This is a genomic window from Pseudomonas zeae, from assembly GCF_014268485.2.
Taxonomy (GTDB): domain Bacteria; phylum Pseudomonadota; class Gammaproteobacteria; order Pseudomonadales; family Pseudomonadaceae; genus Aquipseudomonas; species Aquipseudomonas neuropathica.
In genome coordinates, this window is sequence record NZ_CP077090.1 from 5,150,814 (window position 1) to 5,165,983 (window position 15,170).

At 56.4% G+C, this 15,170-nt stretch carries 17 protein-coding genes and 2 pseudogenes; 11 read left to right on the plus strand and 8 right to left on the minus strand.

Going from position 1 to position 15,170, the window contains the following annotated elements:
* Positions 1-173 precede the first annotated feature (173 nt).
* The gene (locus tag HU754_RS22720) at positions 174-683 is read left to right on the plus strand and encodes a BRO-N domain-containing protein (RefSeq protein WP_186625057.1); all 510 of its coding nucleotides are present in this window, start codon (positions 174-176) and stop codon (positions 681-683) included.
* A gap of 127 nt (positions 684-810) precedes the next feature.
* Here the strand turns inward: HU754_RS22720 and HU754_RS22725 are convergent, their stop codons facing one another.
* Complete coding sequence (locus tag HU754_RS22725) at positions 811-1,236, minus strand: RipA family octameric membrane protein (protein WP_186625059.1); 426 nt, start codon at positions 1,234-1,236, stop codon at positions 811-813.
* Positions 1,237-1,421: 185 nt separating this feature from the next.
* Complete coding sequence (locus HU754_RS22730) at positions 1,422-1,760, minus strand: hypothetical protein (protein WP_186625061.1); 339 nt, start codon at positions 1,758-1,760, stop codon at positions 1,422-1,424.
* Between the two features lie 311 nt (positions 1,761-2,071).
* Between HU754_RS22730 and HU754_RS22735 the strand changes: the two genes are divergently transcribed.
* Positions 2,072-3,058 (plus strand): hypothetical protein, encoded by a 987-nt coding sequence (locus HU754_RS22735; protein ID WP_186625062.1) that lies wholly within the window; start codon positions 2,072-2,074, stop codon positions 3,056-3,058.
* Positions 3,059-3,061: 3 nt separating this feature from the next.
* Here HU754_RS22735 and HU754_RS22740 read toward each other — a convergent pair whose 3' ends face one another.
* The 3 genes from HU754_RS22740 to HU754_RS22750 all read right to left on the minus strand — a co-directional run bounded on the left by HU754_RS22740 (position 3,062) and on the right by HU754_RS22750 (position 5,955).
* The gene (locus HU754_RS22740) at positions 3,062-4,258 is read right to left on the minus strand and encodes a hypothetical protein (protein WP_186625064.1); all 1,197 of its coding nucleotides are present in this window, start codon (positions 4,256-4,258) and stop codon (positions 3,062-3,064) included.
* A 117-nt stretch (positions 4,259-4,375) separates the two neighbouring features.
* Positions 4,376-5,062, minus strand: a complete 687-nt coding sequence (locus HU754_RS22745; protein ID WP_186625066.1) for a DUF6933 domain-containing protein — start codon at positions 5,060-5,062, stop codon at positions 4,376-4,378.
* 77 nt (positions 5,063-5,139) lie between these two features.
* On the minus strand, positions 5,140-5,955 hold the full coding sequence (locus tag HU754_RS22750) for a sulfite exporter TauE/SafE family protein (RefSeq protein ID WP_186625068.1): 816 nt from the start codon (positions 5,953-5,955) through the stop codon (positions 5,140-5,142).
* Between the two features lie 112 nt (positions 5,956-6,067).
* Between HU754_RS22750 and HU754_RS22755 the strand changes: the two genes are divergently transcribed.
* Positions 6,068-6,835, plus strand: coding sequence for an AraC family transcriptional regulator (locus HU754_RS22755; protein ID WP_186625070.1), 768 nt, complete (start codon positions 6,068-6,070; stop codon positions 6,833-6,835).
* Positions 6,836-6,928: 93 nt separating this feature from the next.
* Complete coding sequence (locus HU754_RS22760; RefSeq protein ID WP_093430417.1) at positions 6,929-7,246, plus strand: helix-turn-helix domain-containing protein; 318 nt, start codon at positions 6,929-6,931, stop codon at positions 7,244-7,246.
* 36 nt (positions 7,247-7,282) lie between these two features.
* Here the strand turns inward: HU754_RS22760 and HU754_RS22765 are convergent, their stop codons facing one another.
* Complete coding sequence (locus tag HU754_RS22765) at positions 7,283-8,338, minus strand: MBL fold metallo-hydrolase (RefSeq protein ID WP_186625072.1); 1,056 nt, start codon at positions 8,336-8,338, stop codon at positions 7,283-7,285.
* Between the two features lie 216 nt (positions 8,339-8,554).
* Between HU754_RS22765 and HU754_RS22770 the strand changes: the two genes are divergently transcribed.
* From HU754_RS22770 to HU754_RS22785, 5 genes and pseudogenes are all read left to right on the plus strand, one after another.
* On the plus strand, positions 8,555-9,163 hold the full coding sequence (locus tag HU754_RS22770) for a TetR/AcrR family transcriptional regulator (RefSeq protein ID WP_093430419.1): 609 nt from the start codon (positions 8,555-8,557) through the stop codon (positions 9,161-9,163).
* Positions 9,164-9,319: 156 nt separating this feature from the next.
* Complete coding sequence (locus HU754_RS22775) at positions 9,320-10,387, plus strand: diguanylate cyclase (RefSeq protein WP_186625095.1); 1,068 nt, start codon at positions 9,320-9,322, stop codon at positions 10,385-10,387.
* Between the two features lie 280 nt (positions 10,388-10,667).
* A pseudogene (locus tag HU754_RS29845) lies at positions 10,668-11,351 on the plus strand (PAS domain-containing protein); the annotation flags it as partial.
* Between the two features lie 108 nt (positions 11,352-11,459).
* Positions 11,460-11,897: pseudogene (locus tag HU754_RS29850) on the plus strand (methyl-accepting chemotaxis protein); the annotation flags it as partial.
* 185 nt (positions 11,898-12,082) lie between these two features.
* The gene (locus tag HU754_RS22785; RefSeq protein ID WP_095048144.1) at positions 12,083-12,616 is read left to right on the plus strand and encodes a DUF1003 domain-containing protein; all 534 of its coding nucleotides are present in this window, start codon (positions 12,083-12,085) and stop codon (positions 12,614-12,616) included.
* Here the strand turns inward: HU754_RS22785 and HU754_RS22790 are convergent, their stop codons facing one another.
* The gene (locus HU754_RS22790; RefSeq protein ID WP_186625076.1) at positions 12,617-13,558 is read right to left on the minus strand and encodes a LysR family transcriptional regulator; all 942 of its coding nucleotides are present in this window, start codon (positions 13,556-13,558) and stop codon (positions 12,617-12,619) included.
* A gap of 15 nt (positions 13,559-13,573) precedes the next feature.
* Between HU754_RS22790 and HU754_RS22795 the strand changes: the two genes are divergently transcribed.
* Both HU754_RS22795 and HU754_RS22800 read left to right on the plus strand, forming a co-directional pair.
* A complete protein-coding gene (locus HU754_RS22795) occupies positions 13,574-14,278 on the plus strand; it encodes a CTP synthase C-terminal region-related (seleno)protein (protein ID WP_186625078.1) in 705 nt (234 codons plus the stop codon).
* Positions 14,278-14,583, plus strand: coding sequence for an antibiotic biosynthesis monooxygenase family protein (locus HU754_RS22800; RefSeq protein ID WP_186625080.1), 306 nt, complete (start codon positions 14,278-14,280; stop codon positions 14,581-14,583). The genes HU754_RS22795 and HU754_RS22800 overlap by 1 nt, the downstream gene beginning before the upstream one ends.
* 125 nt (positions 14,584-14,708) lie before the next feature.
* Here HU754_RS22800 and HU754_RS22805 read toward each other — a convergent pair whose 3' ends face one another.
* Entirely contained in the window at positions 14,709-15,035 is a 327-nt protein-coding gene (locus tag HU754_RS22805) for a DUF2025 family protein (protein ID WP_186625082.1), read from the minus strand.
* Positions 15,036-15,170 lie beyond the last annotated feature (135 nt).

The window sequence follows — 15,170 nt, forward strand, 5'->3', positions numbered from 1 at the left end:
GGGAATATGTCCGGCCCGTCTCTGGTGGGTTTCTTAGCTCCCGACACCCTAACGAATGCCCTAAGAAAGCAGCCAGAGGTAAATGGAAATGCCTGGATATCAAACCTTCATGATGAAGGTGAATCGCTGTACCCGCCGTTCGAATCCCGTGCCTCTTGATCAGGAGGCATGCCATGTCTGAACCACTTCTTCCTACTCGTTTCACCCGAAACAAAAGCCACCTGCACGCCCTTCTGGTTGAGAACCAAGCGTGGTTCTGTGTCCATGAGCTGGGCCGGTTGATGGGCAAACATCTTGATGAGCGCCAATTGCGTAAACTCGACGCTGATCAGCAGCAGATGATGCGCGTGGAGACCTATGGCGAAGCGGAGGACCACATGATGGTGAGTGAGTCCGGTGTGTATGCACTACTGATCTATCACTACTGTCCTGAGCATCGACAGCTTCGTGAATGGCTTACGCATCAAGTTGTGCCTGCGCTGCGTGATGCTCGTCCGTCGCGTCCGGTTGAGCGTCCCACGTTGAGTGTTTTAAATTGGCCGCAGATGTCACTGAGTACATTGCACTGGCAGAACGAACCGTGGATTCGGTTACGAGATATGCCTTGTTTGCTGGCAGATGATCCGTTTAATTGGGAGAAGTCGCGATGGCGTAAGGCTCTACGGTTACTTCGAGGAAGGTAGCAATTGGCGAATTAATTAATCCGCCGCCGTGCGTCGGCAGCGGATTAGATTGAGCAAGATACAGGCGAACACTTTGCAGTATTGAACGAATCAGAGGAATTCAAAACTGGATAAAAAGCAGACGTCACTAACTGGAAAGCGCACGCGCGACATGTTCCACAAGGGTATAAATGCAAAACAAAACAGCAAAAAGTATGGGTAGGAGTCTACCCACCACTATCGGGCTAAAACTTTCCCATACATTGTATTGCCGTATTTCTTCCAAAACCACCCCACCATCATCCCTACCTTTGTACTTACCTTCCAGCTCTTCGATAACCTTCCACAAACCACTATTTTTTCTATTGCCGGACTCCCGTAACAAGACCCACAAGAAAAAAAACAAAACACCTGCCATCAGAAAAATATTAAAACCTGAAGATATTTTTGTGACAGACAAAGTACCCAGTGAAAACCCAACCAAAACAACAATTAAACTACTCACCACGGAAAGTCGTGTTTCGACGTAATCCGTATATGCCTCGAGCAGCCTCTTCCTTTCGTGGTTAGTCATAAGAGTCACTACCTGATATCTTTAATAATGAAAGATGAGTTTTTCCTAAACCCATCAAACTCGAAACTTAAGCGAACATCGACACCTCATGCGGGCAGAAAAATATACACTTCATATAGAAAAGAGCATTTAATCCCAACACCCACATGAAGTACCACTTCACATTAAATCACGTATTTAATAAATTAATATTTAGAACGGTCGTACCCTGACCCATCAGTGCAGCGAAGGAATGCATCATAATAAGCATGGAGATTGATATTCTTCCCATAAAGAACTCTTGCAAACTCTTCTTCAGACACATTACCGCTCTCCCAAAACCTATTCATTTCTCCAGAAAAAAGATACCCACTATAATCCTCTCCAACTTCATTATAGTGAACATGGGAACGACCAAAGTACAATGCAGAGATAAGCGCTATTTGATCACCACTCTCATACCCATCAAGAAAAACCTGAGCTTCCGCTTCAGAGCCAAACGGAATTAAAGGCCGAACAGCAATAATCAAATCATCAATATGCATAATAACGCTCCTAGCGTTTATTAATAGAAACACCATCAAACAACAAACTTTACACTCACACCCTAAAAACCAATCCTACCTTACGCAGCCTAACTAAAAACACGAACTTAAACGCACATGCTTTTCCGCAAGCAGTCGCATCGTATAATATTTTTTTCAAAAAAACATCCCATATCAAGATATCTAAAAGGCGTATTGACACAGGTTATTCATTAGCCCAAATTTCGCATCACCCTAAAAAACAATCAGTGCAACCCACCCCGCCGCCCGCTATTAATACCCCTCCCCCACTCAAGGATCCGAGCCCCACCATGAAATTCGATCTCGCCTACTGCCTCAGCCTCGACGACAAGTTGTCGATCTATGACGTTCGCGATCTCAATTTCGATGAGACGGTGGCGTTTGACTCCGCGAAGGAACACTTCCAGTGCCCCAACGATGCTTGTCGCTCGGCGTTCGAGGCTTCCAACGAGTTGGGTACGTTCAACGCCAAGAACGTGAATTACGTGCGCACGCCGCACTTCAAGAATCTGCCCACTACGCAGCATGTGGCGGGTTGTCCGTATGTGAGTTTGAAGGCTTCAGCGTCTGGTGTTGAAACGACGGATGGCGAGGTGGATGACGGGCGTGAGGAACACTTCCCATCAGAGTTGTTGCTGACCCGGCGTGAGTATGTGCGCAAGCCTGTCGCGCCAGCGGGGGCGGCGGATGTGTTGCGCGATGATCCGGTGCGGGTGGCGGCGGTGAGTGGTAAAGAGTCCGCGAGTCGTGAGTCGGCGCCGGACAAGACCAGTGTGTTTGCGCATCCGGTGGAGTGTTTTGTTTCGAACTTCGCGGACAAGGAGTTGCTTAAGCGTATGCCGTTGAAGGTCGGCGAGCATTCGGCGCCGTACAGTTCGTTCTTCAAGAAGATCGAGTATCTGACGGACAACAAGGGGCTGATTTACTGGGGGCGGATCAAGAAGATCGAGGACTTCCACAGTGCCAGTTTTCGTATCGATTTCGAGGACAAGGTCTGGTTCAAGAAGCCCGAGGACAGTAAGAAGAAGCCGTACTCGGTCAGCGTTTATCTGAACAAGAAGCTGATCGACAACTACCGCAAGCGCAAGGCGTTTCTGGAGGAGATCAAGCACGCGGTGGATAGCGACAAGGCGTTGTTCTGTTTCTTCTATGGGGTGACGCCGGAGTTGAAGCAGGTGCCCGGCAAGAAGAACCCCGAAAAGCCTTTCGAGGTCTTCAATGCCAATATCGAGAACCTGGATCACTTCATTATTCGCGAAGCGCCGGGTCTGGAGTGATGGTTAGCCTTGGGGCAGTTGCAGTTTGACGGCGCCGGGGTGTTGTTTGATCAACGAGTACGGCAGGATCGACCAGTCGGGTGAATCGCAGGCTCGCTCGACGCGGGCGAAATACGCGCCGATGTACAAACCTTTTTCGGTGAAGTGCCAGTTGGAATAGCTCCAGTTGTCTTCATTGGTGAAGTCGCAACTGTCTTCATCTCCGCCTGCCGGTTTCTTCATTTCATCCGGGTACAGCGCGGTGAGTTGCTTTATTAGCCACGGCTTGAAGATTTCGCGTTGGTACTTTGAGCGCGCTGCGTCTTCGGCCTCGGTCAATGGCTGGTCACCACCTCGGTAACGATCAGCGTGAAGGATTGGCTGACCCTCGCCCACCCAGAGCACGTCTTCGAGCGACAACGGATGGCCGGTTTTCACATCGATGTTGAGCGGTGAATCGCCGAAGTCTGGGTGCGCACCGCCGCAGTCGTAGCTGGTGGAGATGTTCAGGCTGATGACGCTGGGCGAGATAAATGTCGGGGTGACATCCTGGAGGAATTCGGCGTAACCGCGACCTCGCAACTGGCAACCGTAGTAACTGATGGCCTCGTCCCAAAAGCGCCCGAGCAATTGCTGGTTAACCCGTTGCAGATCTTCTTTTGGCATCCCGGATTCGATGCTGAACATGGACATCTTGGTATCAGGCTCTTCCCACCATTGCAGGGAGTAGCCCATGAAGTCCTGCTTTTTACCAGGTTTGAGTTTCAATCCCTGAAGCCGCAGATATTCGTAGGGCTCGCTCTTGGGCAACTTGGCGATGTAGGGCAATGCATTCGCCGGAACTTCGGGAAGTGGCGTATCGGTAACGAGCACGGGCAGTTTTTTGCCTTTAGCGTTTTGCCATTCGCCCTTCCAGCCGGCCTCAATCGGTTTCAGTTTGAGGGTCGGTAATGGCTTGTCCGGGTCCATACGATTGCTGCCCTCTGTGAGCAGCAAGACGTCATTTTTATAAGTGCCGTTAAGCTCTAGATCGCGGTGAAATTTCTCATAGAAGTAGCGACCGGTGACTTGCTCCGGGTCACTGGTGTCGACTTCGAACACGATCGGCATTTTGCCCAACGTACCGGTGAATACCATCCGGTTATCTTCGGCCTGCGCGGTGGATAGTAGCGAGAACAGCACAGCAGCGCAGGTTGCCAGGCGCATCAGTCCCTTGAGCATTGATCGATCCTTGAAAGAGGCGGAGGCCGCGCCGGCACTTGAGGGCCGGCGCAGATAAATTCGGGGGGATTATGGAGAGAACAAATCAGGGATGCGAGGCCCGCAGTGACTTTCAGGCTATTGCAGTTCACTCTGAAACGCCTCGATCTTCCGCTCTGCCTGTTTGCGTCGCTCCAGCGCAGCCTGAATGCCAGACTCATCAACAGCGCAATATTGGCGCAACCAGTGGGCGATCATTTCTTCATCTGGCCTGAAGTAATCCTTGCGCCCTTTGCTGTTTCTGAGTCGACTGTTCATCTGCGCATCGAACCCGATGGCCGCGCGTTCGCCCTGCGGCAAACAACCCCACTCGGCGGCACAGTCCTGAAAAAACCAGGCGATCTGCTCAATGTGCTGTTGTGCACCCCGATGGCTGCGACGATAGAAACGATGTTCTGCGCAGGCTTCTTCAAAACGATCCGACAGGATTCCCGCGTCAGCCCATTGCATGAAGTCATGGTTGATCGCGTCGCGTAGCAAGCCTTCGCGCCAGCGTTCGACAAATCCTGCGACAAATCCTTCAGCATCGGCCTTTTTGGCATCGGCGAGGATCATGCAATAGCGGGTTTGCACATGGATGACGAGCAACACGTGTTTGCGTTGGACGGTGATTGCGTGCACGAGCCACTGCTCATTGGAGCTGCCCGGTTGATCATCTTCGATCACTGCGGTCGGGGGTTTAGCGTCCACCGGAGTGATCACTTTGCCTTTGTGAACACGGCTGAAAAACTTACTGGCGGCTTCGGTGCAATTGAAGATCAACATCCTGGTTCTCGGGTCATTGCTGGAGGACAGCGTTCGGTTATCAATTTTGATTTCTTCCGCTGTAGCCTGGCAATGCTTCATTTAAGCGAAATGCACAGCAGCACAATAATCAGCAGCCCAATATAGACCCAGGCATGCACCCGATCCGGGATCCGTCCAATCCATGGCGCGGCCAAGCGTATCCCGACGAGCGAGCCAACCGTCAGTACCGCAAACGCGAGCAGATCCACATACCCGACAAACCACGTGCCCAGGTCAGCCTGACTGAACCCGGCCAGCACCATGTACGTCAGCGTCCCGGCAACTGCCACCGGCAAACTCAACGGATTGGCCATGGACGTCGCCTGCGACATGCTCAGTCCACAGCGGCGCAACAGCGGCACGGTCATGACGCTGCCTCCTACACCGAGAAACGTCGCGATGGCGCCGATGCCTACACCACCTGCGGAAGTTTCCGTAGCGCCAAGTCGGCGTGGGATGACATCTGGGTTCTGAGTGAGAAAGCCACGTCGCAGCAGGCAGTCGACGATGGTCACGCCGAGGTAGCCGATGAACGCATAGCGAATCACTTCGCCGCTGACCCACACCGCCGCTATTGCGCCAACGACCGCACCCACTCCGATGAACCCACCCAACGGCCACAGGTAATGGCGGATGAGATTGCCGGCGCGACGGTGTTTGTCGGTGGCGATCAGGGCGTTGACGATCATCACGCAGGTCGAGGTGGCGACGGCGATGTGCATTGCCGACTGGCTGATCGGGTCGTCTGCGCCGTGGCTGGCGGTGAGCAGGCGATACAGCAGCGGCACCACGACGAAGCCGCCGCCGAAGCCGAACAGGACGGCGGTGATGCCGGTCAGGCAGCCGAAGAGGGTCAGCAGTAAATAGAACATGACGAGGTTTCCGTGAAAGGAGAGCGATCGACGATAGAGCGGCATCGCTTGGCCTGCTTCAGCAAGTCAGCCAATAATGTTTGCGTTTACGCCAACCACCGAGTAACGCCTGATGCGCAATGTTTCGATCAATCTGCTGGATGACACGCCGCGCGTGGTGGTGGCGATCGGTACGGATTATTCCCACGGTCACTTGCTGCCTTTTCACACGCATCGACGGACGCAATTGTTGTATGGCGCGACCGGGGTGATGCAGGTCAGCACCCATGACGGCAACTGGGTGGTGCCGCCGCAGCGCGCGGTATGGATCCCGCCGGGGGTGGCGCATGAGGTGGTGATGCTTGGGGTCAGCACTCGCAGCTTGTACATCGAACCGGGTGCAGTGGATTTGGGGGAACGTTGCCAGGTAATCAGCGTGTCACCGTTGATGCGGCATTTGCTGATGGAGGCGGTGGAAGTACCGCTGACCTATGACCTGGGCGGGCGAGATGGCGTATTGATCGATCTGTTGCTGCATGAATTGACGCGAAGTGCGCCGCTGCCGTTGCACATTCCGCTGCCGACTGACGGAAAACTCCTGTCTCTGTGTCAGAACTTTCTGCATCAGCCGTACGCCCACCAATCACCACAGGTATGGGCTGACCAGTTACACATAAGCTTGCGCACCTTCAACAGACTGTTTCGCCAACAAACCGGGCTGAACTTCAGACAATGGCGGCAGCAGGCATGCGTGGTCCTGGCGCTGGCACGTTTGGCTTCGGGCGAAGCGGTGACGCGCATCGCGCTGGACTTCGGTTATGAGAGCCCGGCGGCGTTCTCGACGATGTTCCGGCGGATCCTCGGGCAGGCACCGTCCGTCTGGTTGGAGGCGGCGAATTAGGGCAAATCAAAAAATGCGTTTGATCCCGGCCGAAAACAACTGTACAAAAACACAGTACATTTTCAATCAGCACTCTTGAGCCCGGAGCACACCATGGCCTCTCTTGCGATGAACCACATCCTCGAACGCATTGCCCTTTTCCAGTTCACCCCGACGCACTGCGTCCAGGCCCGAGCGATGCTGGGCTGGAGCGTGGAACAGCTCTCGCGGGAGGCTGAGATTTCGGTTGAAGACATTCAACGGTTTGAAGCGCAGCAGGACGTGGCCGATGCGGCGCGGCTGGCGTTGGCTTACCGGTTCGAGGCGCAGGGATTGGTGTTTTTCCCCGGGTTTGCGCCGGGGCGTAGTGCCAGTGTTCAGGGCGTGTCGTCGGAAGCGATGGGGCGTGGGGATTTTGCGATGGCTGAATAAGACAATCGCCCCCGAAGGGGCGAACTGGGCGAGCTATCAGGCGCTCTGCACCACCGCCTCACTCTCCCCTTCAACCGCCAACCACCACGCCTCCCCGCGTTGCGGTTGAGCGATATTAAACGCCTCACCCATCTGCGGCGTGGTAATTGAAACACTGCGTTCCCACGCCAGTGCCAGAATCCGGTCGAACGGTTCGTGCCAGGCGTGCATCGCCAGGTCGAAGGTGCCGTTGTGGATCGGGAAGAGCCAGCGACCCTTGAGGTCGATGTGCGCTTGCAAGGTTTCTTCCGGCTGCATGTGCACGTGTGGCCATTCGACGTTGTAGGCGCCGGTTTCCATCAGGGTCAGGTCGAACGGGCCGAACTGTTCGCCGATGCGTTTGAAGCCGTCGAAGTAGCCGCTGTCGCCGCTGAAGAAGATCCGCGTGTCGCCGTCGATCATTACCCAGGATGCCCACAGGGAGCTGTTGCCATCGAACAGGCCACGGCCGGAAAAATGCTGCGACGGTGTAGCAACGAAGCGGATGCCGGCAATCTCGGCGCCCTGCCACCAATCGTACTGACGGACTTTGCTGGCATCGATGCCCCATTTGATCAGGGTGTCGCCGACGCCCAGTGGCGTGAGGAACAGGTTGGTCTTGGCGGCCAGTCTGAGCACGGCCTGGTAATCGAGATGGTCGTAGTGGTTGTGCGACAGAATCACCGCTTCGATCGGCGGCAACTGGTCGATGCTGATCGGCGGCTGGTGGAAGCGTTTCGGCCCGGCCCACTGCACTGGTGATGCGCGCTCGGCGAAGACCGGGTCGGTGATGAAGAATTTGTCGCGCAGTTTCAGCAACAGGGTCGAGTGACCGAGGCGATAGACACTGTGGTTGGGCGCCGCCAATAGCTCTTCCCGAGTCAACGCCTGCACCGGGATAGGCGCGGCGGGCCGGGTGTTGCGCGGTTTGTGGAAAATCATGTTCCACATGATCCGCAGCATTTTGCGCAGGCCTTCGCGTTGCACCGGCGCATGATTACGAAACAGGCCTTGAGCCTGTCGAGAGGCTTCAGGCGTGGATGTGTTATCCGGGATCGAAACTGGATTGGCCATGACTGAATGACTCCAGAAAAACCGCGCAATTCGCGGTTTCTCCACGGTTGGGACGATAAATGGCCAAGCTGCACGCATAGGCCGAACTGTCTGCTTTCTAGATTGCGAGGATTAACGCAACATTACACTGGGCGGTGTAGTTTCTAGGTTGCATCAAAGCGGATGACAAGTAAACTGCCAAGTGTAATTTCACCCTTTCACTGCCGAAGCGTACTTATGACAGCTCCACAACGCCTCACCGACCGTAAACGCGAAGCCATTATTCAAGCGGCGATTACCGAATTCCGTGCCAACGGTTTTGAGATCACCAGCATGGACAAGATTGCCGCCACGGCTGGTGTGTCGAAGCGTACGGTGTATAACCATTTCCCCAGCAAAGAAGAGTTGTTCGCCGAAATTCTCAACCAGTTGTGGGCACGAATCAGCGCAGAGCAATCCGTCGTCTATAACCGCGATCAGCCCTTGCGTGAGCAATTACGGCAGATGCTCCAGGCCAAAATGCAGTTGATGGCTGACGAGAATTTCCTGACCCTGGCCCGTGTGGCAATTGCCGCCACCATTCACTCGCCGGAGCGCGCGCAGAACATGGTCGAGCGCATGGGCAAGCGCGAGGAAGGTCTGACCGTGTGGATTCGCGCCGCGCAGGCTGACGGCCGACTGAAACCGGTCGATCCGGAGTTCGCCGCACAGCAAGTACAAGGCTTGCTCAAGACCTTCGCTTTCTGGCCGCAGATGTCGATGGGCCGCGCCGCCCTCGATGTCGATATGCAGAACAGCGTCGCCGAATCGGCGCTGCAGATGTTTCTGGCCCACTATCAGCTCTAAATCGCCCCTCTCCTGCGCGAACCATCGACTAAATGGCTCGGAAGGACACTGATTATTCCCGTTGGAATAAATGACAATGTCCGACAATCGACCGACGAACGGTTAGCCTGAGAAAATACTGCAAAGTATTTCAGGATGAATTTCGCGCAGGGCATCATGGAAAACCAACGCGGCAAAGGCTTGTCATTCGCCAGACGTATTTATCTGCCCAGAGCCATTGGCTTGGGCGTGGGATTCTTCAGCGTCGCTGCGGCGTTGTATCCGCTGAACATGCCCGACTGGCTGTGGGCGCTGTTGTTGTTTAACGGTTTCGCCTGGCCGCACTTGGCTTACCAGATATCCACGCGCTCGGCGTTCCCGTATCAGGCTGAACGCCGCAATTTGTTATACGATTCGATGTTCGGCGGTTTCTGGGCGGCGTGCTTTCAGTTCAACCCGCTGACCACCGTGACCATCCTGTCGATGATGACCATGAACAACGTTGCCGCCGGCGGCCAACGTCTGTTCGTGTTCGGCGCCCTCGCGCAACTCGCCGGTGTACTGCTGGGCTGGGCGATTTTCGGTGGCAAATTCAGCCTGACGATGACCCAAACGCAAGTCTGGGCGTGCCTGCCGATGCTCACCCTGTATCCGCTCGCGCTGGGCATGGTCTGTTATCACCTGGCGATCAAACTCTCCCAACACAAACGCGCACTGAGTGCCCTGAGCCGCACCGACAGCCTCACCGGCCTGCTCAATCACGGGGCCTGGAAAGACCTGCTGCACCTGAAATTTCAGCAGTGCCGCCAACACAACACCCAAGCCACTCTGGCGTTGATCGACATCGACCATTTCAAGGAGATCAACGACAGCTTTGGGCACATCGTCGGCGATGAGGTACTGCGGCAATTGAGTCAGGAGCTCAAACGCCTGCTGGACCAGTACGAATTGGCCGGGCGCTACGGCGGTGACGAGTTCTGCGTGATCCTGCCGACACTGCCCCTGCACAAGGCCGAGGCCCTGATGGAGCAATTGCGCGAGGCATTGCAGCAGTACCGTCATCCGCAGGTGCCAGAGTTGCGAGTGGGCCTGAGTATCGGTTTGGCGCGCTATCAATACTTGTACAAGGATGCACTGGACTGGCTGGACGATGCCGACAAAGCGCTCTACATCGCTAAACACACGGGCCGCAACACCATCAGTGTGGCCTTGACCAGGACCGCGACAGACAACGCCGACGCCTAAAAAGTTATACAAAATTACAAATAATTACTTCCTTGTACAAGTTTATGAAGTTTTGTATAAGTAGCCATCTGCCAGCTAAGGAATACTGGTATTGAGCAGTCATTGCCGAATGCCGTCCGCGCATTCGGTCTGCCGGCGCGGAAATAGGGACTGAATCCTCGATCTTCCCCACTTCCTGAGTACTGCGAACATGTTCTTTAATCGCCACAAAGCCGTCGTCGACGATCTTCAGCGCACCCTCACCGAACAAACGGGCCTGCTCGATGCGATCAATCGCTCGATGGCGGTCATCGAGTTCGACCTCGATGGTGTGGTGCTGCGCGCCAACGACAACTTTCTCAAGACCATGGGTTACACCACCGAACAAGCGATCGGCCAGCCCCATCGGCGTTTTTGCACACCGGAGTTCGGGCGCAGTGCTCAATACACTGATCTGTGGTCACGTCTGAAAAACGGCCAGTTTCAGTCCGGTACGTTTGAACGGGTCGACGGCAAGGGCCAGCCGATCTGGCTGGAAGCCAGCTACAACCCGATCAAGGATGCTTCGGGACGGGTGGTGAAAGTGGTCAAGTACGCCATGGACGTGACCGCCAAGGTGCAGCAGGAAAGCGAAGCCAACGCCAAGTTGCAGGCGATCGACCGGGCCATGGCGGTCATCGAGTTCAACCTCGACGGCAGTATTCTCACGGCCAATCAGAATTTTCTGACGCGCATGGGTTACACCCTCGCCGAGCTGAAAGGTAAACATCACCGTTTGTTCTGCACGCCGGCGCTGGTCAACAGCAGCGCTTATGAGGATTTCTGGCGGCGCTTGAATCAGGGCGAACTTTTCCAGGGGCAGTTCGAACGCGTGGATAAACGCGGGCAAACGGTGTGGCTGGAAGCCAACTACAACCCGGTCTACGACGCTGCCGGGCGCTTGTGCAAAGTGGTGAAGTTCGCCTCCGATGTGACCGCGCGCGTCGAGCAACACGAACAGGACGCACGCAGTGCCAGCGCGGCCTATCACATCTCGGTAGCGACGCGAAAAGTCGCCGAGCAAGGTACGCAGGTGATCCAGCAAGCCGCCAGCGAAATGCGCGAAATCGCCGAAGACATTGCGCAATCTTCAACGTTGATTGCACAACTGGGCGAACGCTCCGAGCAGATCACCGCCATCGTCAACACCATCCGCTCGATTGCCGACCAGACCAATCTGCTGGCGCTCAACGCTGCAATTGAAGCCGCCCGCGCCGGTGAACAGGGCCGCGGGTTTGCCGTGGTTGCCGACGAGGTGCGCCTGCTGGCGGGGCGTACCAGCGGCTCGACCGCAGAGATATCCACCATGATCGGTTTGATCCAGAGCGAAACCCGTCAGGCCATCAAGAGCATGGAAGGCACCCGGGGTCGCGCGGCTGAAGGCGTCGAATTGGCGAATCAGGCGGGGACGGTGATTCTGCAGATTCGTGATGGTGCCAGTGAGGCGGTGGATGCGGTGAGCATGTTTGCCAATGAGCGGGTGCCGGGGTAATCGATGCAGGGTCAGTAGACCGAGGCGCGACCTTCGCGAGCAGGCTCGCTCCCACAGGGGTTAGGTTGATCACAATATGTGTGAACACCCCGGATACCTGTGGGAGCGAGCTTGCTCGCGAAGGGGCCGGCCGCCACAACGCAGGGCTATAGTGACTACACGTCCCATGCCCTGCCGAGTGCACCATGACCACTGAAAAACCCGCATTGCCTGAAACAGCTCCCGTCGACCACCTGCGCTTCCACCGCCCCCACGCCCACCTCAACACCACCTTCGGCAACGACAAGTTTGCGCTGCGCGCCGAGGCGTTCGCGCGGTTCTTCGGCACGCCGCTGTTTCTCGGTGCGCAAACCGTGATCGTCGCGGTGTGGATCGGCCTCAACGTGTCGGGCGTGACGCAATTCGACGTTTACCCGTTCATCCTGCTCAACCTCGCGTTCAGCCTCCAGGCCGCCTATGCCGCGCCGCTGATTCTGCTGGCACAAACCCGTCAGGCCGCGCGCGACAAGGCACAAGCCGATGCCGATGCGCTACACCGTGAAGCGTTGGCACAGGCCAATACCGAGCGTCAGGCCCAAGCGGCGAAGAACACCGCGCAACTGCTTGAGTTGCTGGAGCAGAACACCCGCCTCACCGAGATGACCAAAAACCTCACCGAACGCATCGCCAGTCTGACCAGCGAACTGCACGATCATATGCGCCAGAACCCGCAGCGCTGATCACGGCAAACGCAGTACCCGCCCGAGTTCATCGAACAACGTCACCACCGAGCGCAAGGCTCGGCAATCCGGGCGCGTCAGCAACCACAACGCGGTGTCGTAACCGTGCAGCGGCTCGCTCAACGCCTGCACACTCTCGGTGATGAGGAAGTCCGGTAATGCCGCCACACCGAGGCCTGCGCGAACCAGCTCCGTGACTGACAACATGCTGTTGCAGCGATAGCCCGGGGTGACACCGGGTAGATGCTGACGACGCCAGGCGACAGTCGGATGATCGGGCAAAAAGTCATCCGGGGCGATCCAGGTCAACGCCGTCAGATCCGAAGCATCGACATTTTGCAGATAACGCGAACTGGCGCAGACGCGGTAGGAAATCGTCGCCAGTTGCCGTCCGACCAGATGCTCGGGCGGTGTCCGCGTCAGGCGCAGAGCAATGTCGGCATCACGGCGACTGAGGTTGGCGAAGTCGTTGGAGGTGCTCAGTTCGATGGTCAACGCCGGATAATTGGGCATGAACTGCGCCAGCGCCGGCAGCAGCAAACCCTGCAAAACCGAATCGGTGCAGGTCAGACGCACCGTGCCGCTGACCACTTCGCCGCCCTGCTCCACGCCGATACGTGCGGCTTCCAATGCCTGTTCGGCGCGTTCAGCTTGCTCGGCCAGCGTCTGCGCGAGGTTCGTCGGCAGGTAACCGGCACGGCTTTTTTCGAACAATTGCTGGCCGAGTGCGGCTTCGAGACGGCGCACGGCGCGGAATACCGTCGACACATCGACCTTCAACAGCTGCGAGGCGCGGGCCAGGGAGCCGCCACGCACCAAGGCCAGAATCAGGGCGAGGTCGGGGTAGTCGAGCTGATAGTGCGTGGCTGCATTGATCACTTGGGCAAACGCCAATGTTGAGTGCGTGAACGCCAATCTATAGTGAGTGCCATCAATCAACAAGCGCAGGGAACCCCCATGGAAAACAGCGCCATCCGTATCGCCCTGATTGGCGATTACGACCCGCAAGTCACCGCCCACCAAGCCATTCCCGTCGCCCTCGGCCTGGTCGCCGAACACCTCAATCGCAACGTGCAATTCGAATGGTTGCCCACCGAGCAGATCCACGCCGATACGCCGCTCGAGCGGTTCGACGGCTTCTGGTGCGTACCGGCCAGTCCTTACAAGAGTGAAGACGGCGCACTACGAGCGATCCGTTTTGCCCGCGAACAGCAGCGCCCTTTCCTCGGCACCTGCGGCGGTTTTCAGCATGCGGTGCTGGAATTTTCCCGCAATGTGTTGGGCTGGATGGATGCGGAACATGGTGAAACATCACCCGACTCAGAACGCGCGGTACTCACGCCGTTGACCTGTTCGCTGGTCGAAGCGGTGGACAGTATTCACTTGGTGCCAGGCTCGTTGATCGCCAAGGCGTACGAAACGTCTGAGATTCGTGAAGGTTATCGCTGCCGCTTCGGTGTGAATCCGCTGTTCGAACAGGAATTGTTGAATGATCGGCTACAAGCCGTGGGTCATGATTCGGCAGGGGATTTGCGCGCGATTGAACTCAAGGATCACCGATTTTTTGTCGCGACGTTGTTTCAACCGGAGCGTGCCGCGCTAAAAGGGCAGATGCCGCCGCTGGTGCGCGCGTTTGTTGAAGCTTGCATGGAGCCGCGTTGATGGCTTCCTGCTTTGCGGTGATTTTTACCTCGACCCGCACCGAGGGTGACAACGGCTATGCCGAGGCGGCTGAACGCATGGAATTGTTAGTGCGTGAACAGCCGGGATTTCTCGGGGTGGAGTCGGTTCGCGGCGTGGATGGCGTCGGGATTACGGTGTCGTATTGGCAGAGCGAAGCGGCGATTCTGGCGTGGCGACAGAACCCTGAGCATCGGCTGATTCAGGAGCGCGGACGCTTGCAGTGGTATTCGGCGTTTCATACGCGAGTGTGTCGGGTTGAGCGTGAGTATCGGTTCGGGCAATAAAATGGCGGCGCATTGTCGACCGCTTTCGCGAGCAGGCTCGCTCCCACAGGGGATTTGTGATCGACGCAGATCCAATGTGGGAGCGAGCCTGCTCGCGAAGAGGCCCTCACCTTCACAGCAAAACTTCAGCCCCGCACCAGACTCCGCACCGCCTCAATCTCCGGCACCTCAACCTTGCTCATATACACCCGCAACGGCTCGGTGATGTTGATCCGCTCGTCGATGTTCTGACCCAGCAATAGCTGAATCAACTCGCGTTTAAGGGTCATGGTCTGCGCCGTCGCCGGCGCCCAGACGAATTCATTCACAGGAATAATGCCGTCATCCGCCACGTCCATGCCGAACGAATCTTCGCTGAAACGCACGATATATTGACCGGTCTTGCGGTTGAGGCCGACAAAACCCTTGAGATCGTCGGCAGCCTGGCAGATGAGTTGGGAGGTGATGCGCATGGTAAACCTCACGAAAAATGATCGATGGTTTACACGCAGGGCAACGGAGCGGCGCGCCCTCTGCCGGGACGTCTGCCGAGGGCAAGCGTACTGCAAACCGCGCCACAAAAGTGCAGGAAAAATCGCTTTTAATAC